Annotated in this window: 14 protein-coding genes and 2 tRNA genes; 3 read left to right on the top strand and 13 right to left on the bottom strand. The window is 69.1% G+C overall.

Translation table 11 applies throughout. The features are described from left to right. Positions 1 to 15: 15 nt before the first annotated feature. Complete coding sequence (locus tag ASD23_RS06800) at positions 16 to 699, top strand: TetR/AcrR family transcriptional regulator (RefSeq protein ID WP_235507673.1); 684 nt, start codon at positions 16 to 18, stop codon at positions 697 to 699. 262 nt (positions 700 to 961) lie between these two features. On the opposite strand, the gene ASD23_RS06795 is transcribed toward ASD23_RS06800, so the two are convergent. From ASD23_RS06795 to ASD23_RS06785, 3 genes are all read right to left on the bottom strand, one after another. After that, positions 962 to 1,035, bottom strand: a tRNA-Ile gene (locus ASD23_RS06795). A 10-nt stretch (positions 1,036 to 1,045) separates the two neighbouring features. After that, positions 1,046 to 2,299, bottom strand: a complete 1,254-nt coding sequence (locus ASD23_RS06790) for a glycosyltransferase (protein ID WP_056008515.1) — start codon at positions 2,297 to 2,299, stop codon at positions 1,046 to 1,048. A 169-nt stretch (positions 2,300 to 2,468) separates the two neighbouring features. Continuing rightward, a complete protein-coding gene (locus ASD23_RS06785; protein WP_056008508.1) occupies positions 2,469 to 3,386 on the bottom strand; it encodes a DMT family transporter in 918 nt (305 codons plus the stop codon). Positions 3,387 to 3,426: 40 nt separating this feature from the next. On the opposite strand from ASD23_RS06785, the gene def reads away from it, so the two are divergent. Continuing rightward, on the top strand, positions 3,427 to 3,990 hold the full coding sequence (def, locus tag ASD23_RS06780; RefSeq protein WP_056008505.1) for a peptide deformylase: 564 nt from the start codon (positions 3,427 to 3,429) through the stop codon (positions 3,988 to 3,990). A 36-nt stretch (positions 3,991 to 4,026) separates the two neighbouring features. On the opposite strand, the gene ASD23_RS06775 is transcribed toward def, so the two are convergent. Together ASD23_RS06775 and ASD23_RS06770 are read right to left on the bottom strand one after the other, a co-directional pair. Further along, a complete protein-coding gene (locus tag ASD23_RS06775; RefSeq protein WP_056008502.1) occupies positions 4,027 to 4,332 on the bottom strand; it encodes an AzlD domain-containing protein in 306 nt (101 codons plus the stop codon). After that, the gene (locus ASD23_RS06770) at positions 4,329 to 5,090 is read right to left on the bottom strand and encodes an AzlC family ABC transporter permease (protein WP_082571286.1); all 762 of its coding nucleotides are present in this window, start codon (positions 5,088 to 5,090) and stop codon (positions 4,329 to 4,331) included. Before ASD23_RS06770 ends, ASD23_RS06775 begins: the two co-directional genes overlap by 4 nt. A gap of 82 nt (positions 5,091 to 5,172) precedes the next feature. Between ASD23_RS06770 and ASD23_RS06765 the strand changes: the two genes are divergently transcribed. Continuing rightward, positions 5,173 to 5,658 (top strand): GNAT family N-acetyltransferase, encoded by a 486-nt coding sequence (locus ASD23_RS06765; RefSeq protein WP_056008499.1) that lies wholly within the window; start codon positions 5,173 to 5,175, stop codon positions 5,656 to 5,658. A 63-nt stretch (positions 5,659 to 5,721) separates the two neighbouring features. Here the strand turns inward: ASD23_RS06765 and ASD23_RS06760 are convergent. The 8 genes from ASD23_RS06760 to dnaG form a co-directional block, all read right to left on the bottom strand. Further along, positions 5,722 to 5,794, bottom strand: a tRNA-Asn gene (locus tag ASD23_RS06760). 92 nt (positions 5,795 to 5,886) lie between these two features. Then, positions 5,887 to 6,903 (bottom strand): D-isomer specific 2-hydroxyacid dehydrogenase family protein, encoded by a 1,017-nt coding sequence (locus ASD23_RS06755; RefSeq protein WP_082571285.1) that lies wholly within the window; start codon positions 6,901 to 6,903, stop codon positions 5,887 to 5,889. Further along, positions 6,900 to 7,757: an ATP-binding cassette domain-containing protein gene (locus tag ASD23_RS06750; protein WP_056008496.1), complete on the bottom strand. Its 858-nt coding sequence runs from the start codon at positions 7,755 to 7,757 to the stop codon at positions 6,900 to 6,902. Before ASD23_RS06750 ends, ASD23_RS06755 begins: the two co-directional genes overlap by 4 nt. Next, entirely contained in the window at positions 7,757 to 9,445 is a 1,689-nt protein-coding gene (locus tag ASD23_RS06745; RefSeq protein ID WP_056008492.1) for a dipeptide ABC transporter ATP-binding protein, read from the bottom strand. Before ASD23_RS06745 ends, ASD23_RS06750 begins: the two co-directional genes overlap by 1 nt. Next, positions 9,442 to 10,515, bottom strand: a complete 1,074-nt coding sequence (locus tag ASD23_RS06740) for an ABC transporter permease (RefSeq protein ID WP_056008489.1) — start codon at positions 10,513 to 10,515, stop codon at positions 9,442 to 9,444. The genes ASD23_RS06745 and ASD23_RS06740 overlap by 4 nt, the downstream gene beginning before the upstream one ends. A 1-nt stretch (position 10,516) precedes the next feature. Beyond that, positions 10,517 to 11,608: an ABC transporter permease gene (locus tag ASD23_RS06735; RefSeq protein WP_056008486.1), complete on the bottom strand. Its 1,092-nt coding sequence runs from the start codon at positions 11,606 to 11,608 to the stop codon at positions 10,517 to 10,519. 97 nt (positions 11,609 to 11,705) lie between these two features. After that, entirely contained in the window at positions 11,706 to 13,337 is a 1,632-nt protein-coding gene (locus ASD23_RS06730) for an ABC transporter substrate-binding protein (protein WP_056008483.1), read from the bottom strand. A 187-nt stretch (positions 13,338 to 13,524) separates the two neighbouring features. Continuing rightward, entirely contained in the window at positions 13,525 to 15,399 is a 1,875-nt protein-coding gene (gene dnaG, locus ASD23_RS06725) for a DNA primase (protein ID WP_056008480.1), read from the bottom strand. Between the last annotated feature and the right edge of the window lie 5 nt (positions 15,400 to 15,404).

The following is a 15,404-nucleotide window of genomic DNA, read 5'->3' as shown; positions in this document are numbered from 1 at the left end:
GGTCTTATTTATCACTTGAGAAATAAGCTCGCACTAGAGTGTCATGCAGGAGGCGGCATGTCAATCAGCACGGGTGCGGTCAGCAGGCGAGTGTTGCGCAAGGCGCCCGCGGAGCGGGCCGCGGAGATTCTCGATCGGGCCTGCGAATTGGCAACGGAGCAGGGCCTCTCCGCCCTCACGCTGCGATCCGTCGCCGCTCGGGCGGGCGTGACCTCCACACTCGTGGCGCACTACTCCGACGGCATCGACGGGCTCGTCGCCGAGACGTTCACCCGCATCGCTGGTCGAGAGCTCAGCGAAGTGCGGGCAGCCGCTTCCGGACAACGAACAGCCGCGCAGCGGTTGGGCGCCCTGTGCTCGACCCTGCTCGACGGCGATCGGAGCAAGACCACGCTCGTATGGGTGGAAGCTCTGGCGATCGGATATCGCAACGCACGCCTCGCTGCGTCAGTCCGGGCCTCGCTCGACGCATGGCAACAGCTCTTCTCCAGCGTCATCGCCGACGGTTCACGCAGCGGCGACTTCACCGCCGTGAACCCCGAGACTGCGGCGTGGCAGATACTCGGGATGATCGACGGGATCAACGAACAGGCACTCGTGCTGCAGGAGGCCCCCGCCTCGCGCAGCAACCTCGTCTTCGAAGCTGCCGAAGGCATCCTGGGGCTCCGCCCCGGAACGCTCAGCGGACCGACCGACTGACCGAGCCATCCCTAACAGCAGGCGCCCCGGAAGACCGGCGGCTCTTGCAGTCCCAGGACTACGGGCCGATCCCGGCAACGCCGGTTCTGATCGTTCCGACCGCACCTTTTGTTCGAGGTGGGCGCATTTGACTCTAGGTACAGCGCGCCTTGACGCGTCGAATCGAGGTCATTCGTGTACCCTCGCCGCGTACGGGATTGGGTTCACATTCCGCCGAATGCATGCTTCTTCATCAACATAACCCCAGATCAGAAGCCATTTGTAGGGCGGACGGGACTTGAACCCGTGACCGATGGATTATGAGTCCACTGCTCTGACCAGCTGAGCTACCGCCCCGCACGCCGGGTCACTCTGGAGTGGCAGCCGGCGCGACGTCGGTGACCGGATCGGTCACCGGCTTCCCACGATACAGACTCTCGAACGTCGAGATGGTGCGCTGGATGTCGTGTGCGGCGATGAGCCGGATCGACCCCTCCTTCAGCGCGCGGTACTCGGCCGGCGAGGCCTCGAGCACGATGCGCAGCTTCGCGGCGAGGTCTTCGGCGTTGCTCGGCTCGAAGAGGTAGCCGTTCTCGCCGTCGTGCACGAGATGCGGCAGCGCCATCGCGTTCGCCGCCACGACGGGCAGCGCCGAGGCCATGGCCTCCATGGTCACGATGCTCTGCAGCTCGGCGATCGAGGGCATCGCGAGCACCGACGCGCGGTGGTAGGCCTCGCGGAGTTCGTCGTCGGTCACGTAACCCGTGAACTTCACCCGGTCGGCGATGCCGAGTTCGACCGCCAGGTGCTCGAGGTGCTTCTTCTGATCGCCGCCGCCGACGATCTCGACCTTGGCGTCGAGCTCCTTCGGCAGCAGCGTGAGGGCGCGCAGCAGCACGTCGATCTGCTTCTCGCCGGTCACGCGGCCGACGAAGAGGATGCGGTTCTCGGTGCGGGGCTCCCAGTTGGGCGAGTACTTGTGCGCATCGATGCCGCACGAGATCGCGTGCACGCCGACGAGACCGGTGTGCTTCTCGAGGAACTGCGCGGCCTTGCGGGTCGGTGTCGTCACGGCCTCGGCGCGGCCGAAGGTACGGCCCGCCGCCTTCCAGGCGAGACCGACGGCCCACTCCTGCCACCCTGCGGGCAGCAGGGTGAACTCGAGCATGTTCTCGGGCATGAAGTGGTTGGTGCCGATGATGCGGATGCCGCGCTTCTGGGCCTCGACCGAGAGGCCGCGGCCGGTGATGATGTGCGACTGGAAGTGCACGACGTCGGGCTTGACCTGGTCGATGACCTTGGCGCTGTTCTGCCGGATGCGCCACGGCAGCGCGAATCGCAGCCAGTCGTGCGGGTACCAGCGCCAGCTGCGCAGGCGGTGCGCGGTGATCTCCTGACCCTCGTGCACCTCCTTCCAGGTGCCGTGCTTGCGGTTTCCGGCGGGGGCCATGACGTGCACGTCATGGCCGCGTTCGGCGAGACCTGCCGCGAGGCGCTCGGCGAAGCGCGCGGCACCGTTGACGTTGGGGGCGAAGGTGTCGGCGCCGATCAGTACCGTGAGCCGTCGTTCGGTCTCGGCTCCGGCGGTGCCGGGACCACTCGCACCGGGGGTGTCTGACACGTGGGGTTGTTCCTCACCATTTCAAGGGATCGAGGGCGATCGGCCCTCGTCGGGGCATCGGGGCGCTGCGATAGGCGGCTCGACGCGCGGACTGAATCCGACGATAGTCTACGCAGCGCACCGGATGCTCCCCTGTGCACGCATGTCGCCGGAGCCGTCGTCGCTCAGCTCACAGGCGCGTCTGCGGGTGGTTCCGTGCGAGTTGGAAGACGCCCCACACCGCGATGACGCCCGCGACGATGAAGACGCCGATCGCCCAGAGCGGCGCCTGCGACGCCTCGCCGAGCACCGCGATGCCGATCGCGACGGCGACCATGGGATCGACGACCGTCAGTCCGGCGATGACCAGGTCGGGCGGTCCGGAGGCATACGCGTTCTGAACGAAGTAGGCGCCCAGCGCGGCGGCACCGAGCAGCCCGATCACGCAGAGGGTGGTCAGCCACTCGAACTCCCCCTGCTCCACCCGCCCGATGACGACCTTGGCGAGCGTGGCCACGAAGCCGTAGAGCACGCCGGCCATGATGACGTAGTAGATCGCGCGGATGTGCTGGCGGAAGAGTGCGAACGTGACACCGGCGGCCGCGAGCACGACGGCGAGGATGATCAGGATCGTGACGAGCTGCTTGTCGGTGACCGGCTTGTCGACGGCCGTGAACGCGGCGACGCCGACGAAGAGGAACACGCCGCCCACGCACATCACGATGGCCGTGATCGACTTGCGGTTCAACTTCACGTGGTTGATGCGGGAGTTGAGGATCGAGGTGATGACGAGCGCGATGGCGCCGAGCGGCTGCACCACGATGAGCGGCGCGAAGTAGAGGCTCGACAGTTGGAAGACGATCGCGAGGCCGAGCATGACCGTGCCGATGACCCACGAGGGCCGCGCGAGGAGCAGCGCGAGTTGCTTGAAGTTCAGCCCTTTGCCGAAGCTGTCGACGGTGCGCGACTCGACCTTGACCACGCCTCGGTGCTGGAACTGCGCGCCGAGGGAGAGGAACACCGCGCCGACGAGGGCCAGCGGGATCCCGATGAACTGGGTGGGGTCGAGTGCGATCTGCTCGGTGAGGTCGCTCAGGTCCGGTTCCACGCATCGACCCTACCCGGTCCGTGCCGGATATCCTTGCCGAATGGCCGTGCTCCCCATTCGAATCACCGGTGACCCGGTGCTGCATTCCCCCGCCCTCCCGATCGAGGAGATCGACGACGAGATCCGCACCCTCGTGGCGGACATGTTCGAGACGATGGATGCCGCTCCGGGCGTCGGGCTGGCCGGCCCGCAGGTCGGCGTGGGGCTCCGGCTCTTCACCTACGGATGGGTCGAAGAAGACGGCACGCGGTGGCGCGGCGTGGCGATCAACCCCGAGCTCTGGATCTCCCCGCCGCCGGCAGGCGAGCCCGACATCGACGAGGAGGAGGGCTGCCTCTCGTTCCCGGGCGAGCGGTTCGGGCTTCGACGCGCCGAACGCGCGATCCTCCGCGCGACCGACCTCGACGGGGAGCGATTCGAGATCACGGCCGAGGGGTGGCTCGCACGCATCTTCCAGCACGAGTACGACCACCTCGACGGCACGCTCTACACCGACCGTCTCGGTGAGCGCGATCAGCGCATCGTCGCGAAGATCACCCGCAAGCTCGGCTGGGGCAAGCCCGGTGCGCAGTGGATGCCGGGCGTCGACGAGCTCGAGGCCTGAGCGGCCCCCGATCAGCGGATGCCGCGCGGCGCCGGTTCATGCGAGGGCGCGAATGCCGGCGGCGACGAGCGCCGCGACCGCCACGACGACGATGAACGGCACCCTGAGCGCGTAGAGCGCGGCCGCGACGATCACCGCGGGAACCCGCGCGTCGACCACGATCTCCTGGCCGGCACCGAGGGTCTGCACCGCGATGAGCGCGGCGAGCAGTGCGACCGTCAGCAGGTCGGCGATGCGTGCCGGGCGCTCGCGCTCGAGGAAGCCGGCCGGCACGAGGTGCCCGACGAGCTTGAGTGCCAGGGTCGCCGCACTGGCGATGAGGATGATGTGCCACGTGGTCACGATGCACGCCGCCGATCGAACAGGTTGAACCAGCCGACGACGACCGCGACCACGGCCGCCACCAGCACCGGGAGGCCGGGCATGAGCACCGGCGTGGTGAGCGTCGCGACGACCGCCGCCGCCACCGCGACGGCGCCCGCCTGGAATCGCTTGAGACGCGGCCACAGGAGTCCGAGGAAGGCCGCAGCGGCCGCGGCATCCAGCCCCCACGCCCGCGTGTCGCCGATCGCGTCGCCGATGAGGGCACCCGCGAGCGTCGTCAGGTTCCAGCCGACGAAGATCGTGATGCCCGTCACCCAGAAGCCGATGCGCGCCGCCCGATCGTTCGGCTGTGCGAGCGCGACCGCCGTCGACTCGTCGATCGTGACCCACGCCGCAGCGACGCGTCGCCAGATGCTGCCTCGCCCGGTGGCCGGATCGACGTCGTCGACGATCGGCTTCATGCGCATGCCGTAGACGACGTTGCGGATGCCGAGCATCGCCGCGGTCGCGATTGCCGACCATCCGGCCGCGACTCCACCGCTTGCGAGCACGCCCACGAGCGCGAATTGCGATCCGCCCGTGAACATCACGAGGCTGAGGAAGCAGGTCTGCCAGATGTCGAGGCCCGCCGCCACCGCGAGTGCGCCGAAGGAGATGCCGTAGATGGCGGTCGCGAGGCCGACGGCCAGGCTGTCGCGGACCGCCGTCGAGCGCTCGGCAGCAACGTCGTCGCCGTCGCCGGCGGCGGATGCGTCGGCAGCGGTGCGCTCGTCCACAGACCCTCCTGTTCCGTCCACCAGAATATCGGGGCGCGGCGGGCCCGAAGCCTGCTCGAGGGGCCTCGGCTAACGTTGGCGAGTGCTCACCTTCGTTCACGCCGACCCGACGACCGAGGCCTCGCGCCTGATCCTCCGCCGCTACTACGACGACATCATCGGCCGGTACCACGGGCGCCCCGCGACGGCCGCCGAGATCGAGGAGACGCTCGCCGATGAGCCGAGCGACGACCTGCAGGGCGGCACCGGAGCCTTCGTCCTCGCACTCGACGCCGACCAGGTGCTCGGATGCGCCGGCGTGCGGTACGTCAGCGCCGAGATCGGTGAACTCACCCGGGTCTTCATCACGGCGGAGGCGCGCGGCCGAGGTGTCGGGGCAGCACTCATCGGTGAGGTCGAGCGCCTGGCGGAGCAGCACGGGGTGCGACGCATGCGGCTCGAGGTGCGCGGCGACCTCGTCGAAGCGCAGCGGCTGTATCGTCGCGCCGGCTACCGCGAGGTACCCGCGTTCAGCGATGGTCCGTACGCCGACCACTGGATGGCCAAGGATCTCGTCGCACCGGCGTGAGGCCACCACGGGAGGGGCGGAGACGGAAACGGCCCGGCCTCCGAAGAGACCGGGCCGCGAATGCTCCCCCACTTGGACTCGAACCAAGAACCTACCGGTTAACAGCCGATTGCTCTGCCAATTGAGCTATGGAGGATCGCTTGTTCAGCGATGGATACTCTAGCAAAAGGTTCGCCCGACTCCCAATCCGAGGCCGCCTCGACAATGCAGAACGCGACCGCACGGACCTCAGTAGCCTGCGACCGGATCGATCCGGCCCTCGAAGTCGCCGTCGCCGAGGAACGCGCGCACGTTGTGCGCGATGCGCTCGCCGAAGAGCGGCACGGTCATCTCCTCGGTGTCGGCCACGTGCGGCGTCACGATGCAGTTGGGCGCCTGCCAGAGCGGATGCCCCGTGGGCAGCGGTTCGGGGTCGGTGACGTCGAGCCCTGCCCCGCCGAGATGGCCCGACTCCAGCGCCTCCACGAGCGCCCCGGTGTCGATGAGACCGCCTCGTGCCACGTTCACGAGCACGGCGCCACGAGGCATCCGCTGCAGCTCTGCCGCTGCGATCAGGCCGCGTGAGTCGCCGGTGAGCGCCGCGGCAAGCACCACCACGTCGGCGTCGTCGAGTGCCTCGCCGAGTCGCGTGGTCGGCAGCGTGCGTTCGGCGCCGACCACGGGCTCTGCGCTGCGCCGCACGATCGTCACGCGCGCACCGAACGGAGCGAGCAGACGCAGCAGTTCGACGGCGATGCCGCCGGCGCCGACGATGACGACGTTCGCACCGTAGAGCGTGCGGCCGACCTCGTCGACATGCCACGACGTCGCGCGCACACGTCGTGGGAGCTCCCGGAGCACCGCGAGCACGAGCATGAGGGCGTGCTCGGCGACGGGCTGCGCGTAGGCGCCCTTCGCACTCGTCCACACGCGCCCGTCGCCGGCCGCACGCCCGATGAGGCCGGCGAACGCATCGACGCCCGCCCACGGCAACTGCAGCCACGCGACCGACGGGTGCTCGTCGAGCACGCGCGCGAGATCTTCGCTGCCGGATGCCGCAGTCCACACGATTCCGCGCGTCGCGGCCGTCAGCGGGGCGACGACTCCCCCGGCGCGCTCGACGGCGGCGACGAAGGCAGGCTCGGCCGATGGCAGGATCGCGATCGGACCCGCTTCGACCGGCGTGACCGCCGCGCGGCGCGCACCTGGTGCGCCGGGCACGACGCGATGCCGTGCGCGCAGCGCAGGCGCCGCGGCATCCGTCATACCGAAGGACCCAGATCGAGGTCGTCGATCACGGCATGACCGGCATCGAGCGCGCCCGCGAGGGCCTTCACGTACGGATGCTGCGGGTCGTCGAGCACCTCGTCGATCGTGCCGATGGCGACGAGCCGACCGCGATCGAGCACCGCGACGCGCTTCGCGGTACTGCGCAGCACCGGCAGGTCGTGGCTGATGATGACGGCCGAGAACGTGTGCTCGCGCTGCAGCTCGCCGATCAGCTGCGCCACGACGTCGCGCACGGTGAGGTCGATGCCGGCGGTGGGCTCGTCGGCGATGAGCACCGATGGCCCGAGCACGAGTGCGCGGGCCAGCGCCACCCGCTGCCGCTGCCCGCCCGACAGTTCGTACGGGTACATCTCGAGCTTGCCGAGCGGCAGGCGCACGCCGTCGAGCATGGTCGCGACCCGGGTCGCGAGGGCGCGCGCGTTGTAGCGGTGGTCGCGCTCGAGGATCGGCTCGCCGATGATCTCGGCGACCGTGCGATCGGCGGGCAGGGTCGACGCCGCGTCCTGCGGCAGGTAGCCGACATGGAACTGGTACTCGGGCAGCTTCCGCTTCGGGATGCCGCGCAGCGACTGCCCGAGCACGGTGGCGTCGCCGCCGGTGATGAGCGGCCGGCCCTCGGATGCGCGGGCGTCGAGCGCGACGCCTGCGAGCAGCCGCGCGAGGGTGCTCTTGCCGCTGCCAGCGCTGCCGAGCAGGCCGAGCACCTCGCCCGGCGCGACGGAGAAGCTCAGGCCGTGCAGGGCGACGTGCGCCGGACTCGGGCCACGGGCCGGATACTCGACCGACAGGTCGTCGAGCACGATCGGATAGCCGTGGGCGGCGCCACGCATCACACCGCCTCCCGGAGTCGCCGGAGTTCTTCGCGACGCTCCGCCTGGGCGACCGGGTCGGGGACCGGCAACGACGCGAGGAGTCGCTGCGTGTACGGATCCTTCGGTGCACCGAGCACCTCGGCACCCGTGCCCTCTTCCACGAGCGAACCGCGGTAGAGCACCGCGATGCGGTCGGCGAGGATGTCGACGACGGCGAGATCGTGGCTGATGAAGAGCGAGGCGAAGCCGAACTCGCGCTGGAGCTCGGCGAAGAGCTCGAGCACGCGGGCCTGCACCGAGACGTCAAGCGCAGAGGTCGGCTCGTCGGCAATGAGCAGTTCGGGCTCGAGCGCGAGCGACCGGGCGAGGCTCGCGCGCTGGCGCTGCCCGCCCGACAGCTCGTGCGGGTAGCGGTCGCCGTAGGCCTTCGGCAGCTGCACCGCCTCGAGCAGCTCGTCGACCCGCTTGCGCGCTGCAGCGGGGTTCGAAGCCCTGCCGTGGATGACGAGGGGCTCGGCGACGCATTCGGCGATCGTCAGCAGCGGATTGAAGCTCGACGCCGGGTCTTGGAAGACGAAGCCGATGCGACTGCGCAACGGCCGGAACTCGCGCTCCCGCACGCCGTTCATCTCGTGGCCGAGCACGCGCAGCGAACCGCCGGTGACCTTCGCCAGTCCCGCGATGGCACGACCGATGGTGGTCTTGCCCGAGCCGGACTCCCCCACGAGCCCGAGCACTTCGCCCGGGCGGATGACGAAGTCGACGCCGCCGACGGCCTGGAACCCGGGCTTGCCGAAGCGGCCCGGATAGACGATCTCGAGACCGGATGCCTCGACTACGGGCGCCTGCTCGAGCCAGTCGGCCGGTCGCTTCGCCGCGCGTTCGATCGCGCTCGCGGTGCCGGTGCCGACGTAGGGCACCGCGGCGAGCAACGCCTTCGTGTAGTCGGCCTTCGGCGAGGCGAAGAGGGTCTTGGCATCGGCCTCTTCGACGACCTTGCCCTGGTACATCACGGCCACTCGGTCGGCGAGATCGGCGACGACGCCCATGTTGTGCGTGATGAGCACGATGCCCATGCCGAACTCGTCGCGGCAACGGCGGAGCAGATCGAGGATCTCGGCCTGCACGGTCACGTCGAGCGCCGTGGTGGGCTCGTCGGCCACGATCAGGCCGGGATCGAGCACGAGCGCCATGGCGATGACGATGCGCTGCTTCTGGCCGCCCGAGAACTGGTGCGGGTAGTGGTCGACCCGGTGCTCGGGGTCGGGGATGCCGACCCGGCCGAGGATCTCGATCGCCTTCGCCCGTGCGTCCTTCGTCGAGATCGACGTGTGGGCACGGAGACCCTCGATGATCTGCCAGCCGACGGTGTACACGGGGTTCAGGGCGCTCGAGGGCTCCTGGAACACCATCGCGACATCCGTGCCCCTGACGGCTCGCAGCTGCTTCTTCGAGAGGGAGATGACGTCACTCTCGGAGGTGCCGGCCTTGTTGGAGAGGATGACGGCACCGTTCGTGGTGGCCGTCTCGGGCAGGAGACCGAGGATCGTCTTCGCGGTGACGGTCTTGCCGGATCCCGACTCGCCGACGATCGCGAGCACCTCGCCGCGCTCGACCTTCAGCGAGACGTCGTCGACGGCCTTGACCGCGCCGGCGTCGGTGGCGAATGAGACGCCGAGCCGCTCGATGTTGACGACCGTGCTCATGAGCGGACCCCGATTCCGTGTTCGTCGAATGATTCGCCGTCTTCGAGACCGCCGAGCCCTCCGGGACCCGCGGTCAGCGTGCCGCCGGGGACGACGGAGGTCTCCGCAACGATGCCGGAGGCCTGTGCGACGCGACGACGGCCGCGCAGGCGCGGGTCGGCGAGGTCGTTCAGGCTCTCGCCGACGAGCGTGATGCCGAGCACCACGAGCACGATCGCGAGGCCCGGGTAGAGCGCCGTCCACCAGATGCCGCTCGACACGTCGGAGAGCGCCTTGTTGAGGTCGTAGCCCCACTCCGCCGCGGCCGTCGGCTCGATGCCGAAGCCGAGGAAGCCGAGGCCCGCGAGGGTCAGGATCGCCTCGGACGCGTTCAGCGTGAAGATCAGCGGCAGGGTGCGGGTGGCGTTGCGCAGCACGTGGCGGAACATGACCCGGGCGTTCGAGGCCCCGAGCACCTTGGCCGACTCGACGTACGCCTCGGCCTTGATGCGTACGGTCTCGGCGCGGATCACCCGGAAGTACTGCGGGATGAACACGACCGTGATCGAGATCGCCGCCGCGAAGACACCGCCCCAGAGGTTGGACTGGCCGCCCGAGATGACGATCGCCATCACGATCGCGAGCAGCAGCGACGGGAACGCGTAGATCGCGTCGCACACCACCACGAGCACACGGTCGAGCCAGCCGCCGAAGTAGCCCGATACGAGGCCGAGCAAAACGCCAGCGAACAGCGACAGGAGCACCGCGATGACGATGACGTACAGGGCGGTCTGCGCACCCCACAGCACGCGGGAGAGCACGTCGTAGCCGCCGACCGTCGTGCCGAAGAGGTGGTCGGCCGACGGCGGCTGCTGGCTGCCGAAGGGGCCCTCGAGGTCGCGCAACTGCGCGAAGCCGAACGGGGCGATGAGCGGTGCGAAGATCGCGACGAGCACGAAGAGCCCAGTGAGCACGAGGCCTGCGACGAGCATGCCCCGCTGGAGGCCGACGCTCTGGCGCAACTGGTGCACGACGGGAAGGCGGTCGCGCAGGCGCCGCCTCGGCGGCTGGATGACGGTGTCGGTCGACATGTCAGTACCTCACCCTCGGGTCGATGAGCGCCGCGATGATGTCGACGATGAAGTTGGTGAGCGCCACGATCACAGCGAGGAGGGCCACGATGCCCTGCACCGCGACGAAGTCGCGCGCCTGGAGGTACTCGGAGAGCATGAACCCGAGGCCCTTCCACTCGAAGGTCGTCTCGGTGAGCACCGCGCCGCCGAGGAGCAGCGCGATCTGCAGGCCGATGACCGTGATGATCGGGATGAGCGCTGGGCGGTACGCGTGCTTGCGCACGAGCCGGTACTCGCTCACGCCGCGCGAACGCGCGGCGTCGACGTAGTCGGTCGAGAGCGTGCCGATGACGTTCGTGCGGACGAGCCGGAGGAACACGCCCGCGGTGAGCAGGCCGAGCGCGATGGCGGGAAGCACCGCGTGGGCGAGCACGTCGCCGAGCACCGCGGGATTGCCGGTCATGATCGCGTCGATCGTGTAGAGGCCCGTCTTGTTCGGCAGCAGCTCCATCTGGAGCTGCGCACCGACCGAGGCTCGACCCGAGACCGGCAGCCAACCGAGCCACACCGAGAAGACGAGCTTCAACAGCAGGCCCGAGAAGAAGACCGGGGTGGCGTAGCAGAGGATGGCGAACACGCGCAGCGAGGCATCCTGCCCCTTGTCGCGGAAGTACGCGGCGATGAGGCCGAACGGGATGCCGACGACGAAGGCGACGATGAGGGCGTAGAACGCGAGCTCGAGGGTCGCGGCGCCATAGGTGACGAGGATCTCGGTGACCGGTCGGTTGTCGGTCAGCGTGGTGCCGAAGTTGCCCGTGGCGATCTGGCCGAGGTACTCGAGGTACTGCACGATGATCGGGCGGTCGTAGCCGGCCGCGTGGATGCGCTCGGCGAGCTGGTCGGCCGGGAGCTGGCCGCCGAGTTTCGCGGTGATCGGGTCGCCCGTCGAGCGCATGAGCACGAAGACGAGGGTGACGAGGATGAACACCGTCGGGATGATGAGGAGGGCCCGCACGATGATGTAGCGGCCGAGGCCGCCACCGGAGGATCTGGGTGGTCTCCGTTTTGCGGGGGACGCGCTACTGGCGGGCGCCGTCGTCGTTGAGGTCAATGTTCGCCAATCGGGTGAGGCTCGAATGCGGATGGCCCGCTCCGGAGAGCGGGCCATCCGTTCCTTGCGTAGAAGTGACTCTAGCCGTTCAGTCGGCTCAGCCCTTCGACAGCGCCGCGTAGCGGAACTTGAACGAAGCGTCGAGCGTCTGGTCGGCACCCTCCACGTCGGTGCCGGTCACGGCGACCTGGGCGCCCTGCAGGTACGGCACGGTCGACAGGTCGGCCGCCACCTTCTGCTGGATCTCCTCGATGAGCGCGGTACGGGCCGCCGGGTCGAGCGTCGACGCCTGCTCGATGATCAGGTCGTTGACTTCCTGGTTCACGTAGTGGTTCGAGAGGAAGTTCTCGATCAGGAAGAACGGCGTGACGTAGTTGTCGGCGTCCGAGTAGTCGGGGAACCAGCCCAGCTGGTAGGCCGGGTACACGTCGGACGTGCGGTCCTCGGAGTACTGCACCCACTCGGTGGTCTGCAGGTTGACCGTGAACAGGCCGGTCGACTCGAGCTGGTCCTTGATGAGTGCGTACTCATCGGCCGACGAGGGGCCGTAGTGGTCGTTCGAGTACTGCAGGTTCAGCTCGACCGGGGTGGTCACGCCGGCAGCCGTGAGACGCTCGGCGGCCTTGTCGGCGTCGGGCGCACCCGAACCGTCGCCGTACATCTCGACCAGCGGCTCGATCGCACCGGCGAGGCCGGCGGGAACGTAGGAGTACAGCGGCGTGTAGGTGCCCTTGTAGACCTGGTCGGCGAGCTCATCGCGGTCGATGAGGTCGGCGACGGCCTGGCGGACGGCGAGCGCCTTGGCCGGGTCGGCCTCGGGCGTCTTCGCGCCGTACGGCTGCGTGTCGAAGTTGAAGACGATGTAGCGGATCTCGCCGCCGGGGCCCTCGACCACGTTGACCTTGTCGTTGCCCTTGAGGTCGTCGATGTCGGTCGCGGAGAGGCTGCGGTAGGCGACGTCGATGCCGCCCTCCTGCACGTCGAGCTTCAGGTTCGACGACTCGGCGTAGTACTTCAGGTTGACCGTGTCGGTCTTCGCCTCGGCGAGAAGGCCCTTGTACTCGGGGTTCTTCTTGAACGAGATGAGCGTGTTGAAGTCGTAGCTCGTGATCGTGTACGGACCTGCGAACGCGTTCGCCGCGACGATCTCGTCGTCGGGGGTCAGCGCGTCGGCCGCGAACACCTCGTCGTCGACGATGGCGCCCGGGAAGCTCGTGAGGATGAGCGGGAAGACCTGGTCGTTCTCGGCCTTGAGGTGGAAGACGACGGTCGTGTCGTCGACGACCTCGGTGCTGTCGAGGTTGTAGAGCAGGCTCGATGCGCCGTTGGGGTCGGCGATCGCGATCTGGCGGTCGAACGAGAACTTGACGTCGTCGGCCGTGAGGTCGTTGCCGTTGGCCCACTTGAGGCCCTCGGGAAGCGTGACCGTGTACTCGGTCGGCGAGGTGAACTCGGCCGACTCGGCGAGGTCGGGCACGACGTCGGTGCTCTGGTAGTCGGTGTTCAGCAGGTACGGGAAGACCTGCGTCTGCACGGCGAGCGAGCCGTTGTCGTACGAGCCGGCCGGGTCGAGCGTCGTCACCTTGTCGGTCGTGCCGACGGTGATCGAGCTGCCGGAGGCCTCGTCGGCCGGCTGGCCGGCCGAGCAGCCCGCGAATGCGAGGGCTGCGGCCGAGAAACCGGCCACTGCGACGAGGCTGCGCCGCCCGTTCTTGGATGCGGATGTCATATCCGTCTACCTCTTCCTGTCAGGACTCAATCGCGCTGCGTTGCGCGCAGACGCGTTTTCGTATCCCCAACAGGTAGCACACCAGGCATGAAAGCTGCATGGCTCGTCCACAGGACGGCGGAATGTTTACCGATCTGCAACCTGACGCGCAACCGATGAGCGTCGTTCCCGTGCTCGGCGGATTCGCTCAGTCGGCCCTGAGCGCTCGCCGCTCGGTCTCGATCTCGACGAGCGCGCGCTGCAGCGCCGCATATGCGGCGACGTCGGTGCGATCGGTGCGCTGCAGGCGCCCGAGCAGCTCCGACTTCTGGCGCAGCAGCTCGCGATCGACGAGCGCGCCCACCACGCCCTGCACGTAGACGGTGAGCTCGGCCTCGTTGCGATGCGGCATGGGAGCGACGGCGAGCTGCTGCACGAGGCTCGCGAACGGTGCGGGCACCTCGGCGACCACGCGATCGACGCGCACCTGCGGGTCGGGAGAAGCGAGCACGGAGGCGATGCCGTCTCGGATGACCGCGAGCGACGGGTTGCCGAACCGGCAGTCGATCGCGTGGCGCAGGAGGTCGGCGCCGACCGTGTCGGGGTGCTGCACCATCGCCTGGAGGGCGTCGCGCTCGAGGCGGGTCGCTGGGTCGCTCGGCAATTGGGTGATCGAGAACGGGCGCTCTGGGGCATCCGTCGCCTCGGTGGAACCTGCCGGGCCGGATGCCGCGGCCTGACCGCTGCCCGATTCCCCCGACTTGGGCCGGCTCGCGGCCGAGCGCACCGCGCGCGTGACCTCGCCGAGCTCGACGCCGAGCATGCGGGCGAGCTCGCGGGTGTATCCGGGCCGCAGCGCGGGGTCGCGGATGTCGGCGACGACGGGCGCGGCCGCCCGGAGCGCCGCGACCCGGCCCTCGACCGTCTCGAGGTCGTAGCGGGCGAGCGTGTGCTTGATGACGAATTCGAACATCGGCGTGCGCGACTCGATGAGGGTGCGCACGGCGGCGTCGCCGCGTGCCAGGCGCAGGTCGCACGGGTCGAGCCCGTCGGGCGCGACGGCGACGAAGGTCTGGGCGGCGAAGCGCTGCTCTTCGCCGAAGGCGCGGATCGCCGCCTGCTGGCCGGCCGCGTCGCCGTCGAACGTGAACACGACCTCGCCGACGCCCGAGGCGTCGCCGAGCACCCGGCGCAGCACCTTGATGTGGTCGACGCCGAACGAGGTGCCGCACGTCGCGATCGCCGTCGTGATGCCGGCGAGATGGCATGCCATGACGTCGGTGTACCCCTCGACGACCACGACACGATGGGTCTTCGAGATGTCGCGCTTGGCGAGGTCGAGCCCGTAGAGCACTTGCGACTTGTGGTAGATCGCGGTCTCGGGGGTGTTCAGGTACTTGGGGCCCTTGTCGTCGTCGAGCAGCCGCCGGGCGCCGAAGCCGACGGTCTGGCCGGTGACGTCGCGGATGGGCCAGACGAGGCGGCCTCGGAAGCGGTCGTAGACGCCCCGGTCGCCTTGCGAGACGAGGCCGGATGCGGACAGCTCTTCGGTCGTGAAGCCGCGACCCTTGAGGTGGTCGGTCAGGGCGTCCCAGCTCTTGGGCGCGAAGCCCACGCCGAAACGACGCGCGGCCTCGGCGTCGAAGCCGCGCTCGCCGAGGAACCGCCGGCCGACCTCGGCGTCGGGGGCGCTGAGGCGCTCGACGAAGAACTCGGCGGCCGCCTGGTTGGCGGCGAGGAGGCGGGCACGGTTGCCGTGGTCGGACGCCTGGCCGCCGTCTTCGTAGTGCAGCTCGAAGCCGATGCGCCCCGCGAGCCGCTCCACGGCCTCGGTGAACGAGACGTGGTCCATGCGCTGCAGGAACGAGTAGACGTCGCCCGACTCGCCGCAGCCGAAGCAGTGGTAGTAGCCGAGCCCGGGGCGCACGTGGAAGCTCGGGCTGCGCTCGTCGTGGAAGGGGCAGAGGCCCTTCATCGAACCGACGCCGGCCGACTTCAGGCTGACGTGCTCGCCCACGATGTCGGCGATGTTCGTGCGGGCCTTCACCTCATCGACATCGCTCTGTCGAATTCGGCCCGCCATGGCTC

This window comes from Agromyces sp. Root1464 (assembly GCF_001427265.1).
GTDB classification, from domain to species: Bacteria; Actinomycetota; Actinomycetes; order Actinomycetales; family Microbacteriaceae; genus Agromyces; species Agromyces fucosus.
The sequence above is the reverse complement of the archived record's forward strand: the minus strand, read 5'-3'. Positions and strand labels throughout refer to the sequence as shown.

Excerpts from the sequence above, each read along its gene's own strand:
- def (WP_056008505.1), top strand. The coding sequence starts at position 3,427 with ATGGCCGTGCTCCCCATTCGAATCACCGGTGACCCGGTGCTGCATTCC.
- ASD23_RS06755 (WP_082571285.1), bottom strand. The coding sequence starts at position 6,903 with ATGACGGATGCCGCGGCGCCTGCGCTGCGCGCACGGCATCGCGTCGTG.
- ASD23_RS06750 (WP_056008496.1), bottom strand. The coding sequence starts at position 7,757 with ATGCGTGGCGCCGCCCACGGCTATCCGATCGTGCTCGACGACCTGTCG.
- ASD23_RS06745 (WP_056008492.1), bottom strand. The coding sequence starts at position 9,445 with ATGAGCACGGTCGTCAACATCGAGCGGCTCGGCGTCTCATTCGCCACC.
- ASD23_RS06740 (WP_056008489.1), bottom strand. The coding sequence starts at position 10,515 with ATGTCGACCGACACCGTCATCCAGCCGCCGAGGCGGCGCCTGCGCGAC.
- ASD23_RS06730 (WP_056008483.1), bottom strand. The coding sequence starts at position 13,337 with ATGACATCCGCATCCAAGAACGGGCGGCGCAGCCTCGTCGCAGTGGCC.
- dnaG (WP_056008480.1), bottom strand. The coding sequence starts at position 15,399 with ATGGCGGGCCGAATTCGACAGAGCGATGTCGATGAGGTGAAGGCCCGC.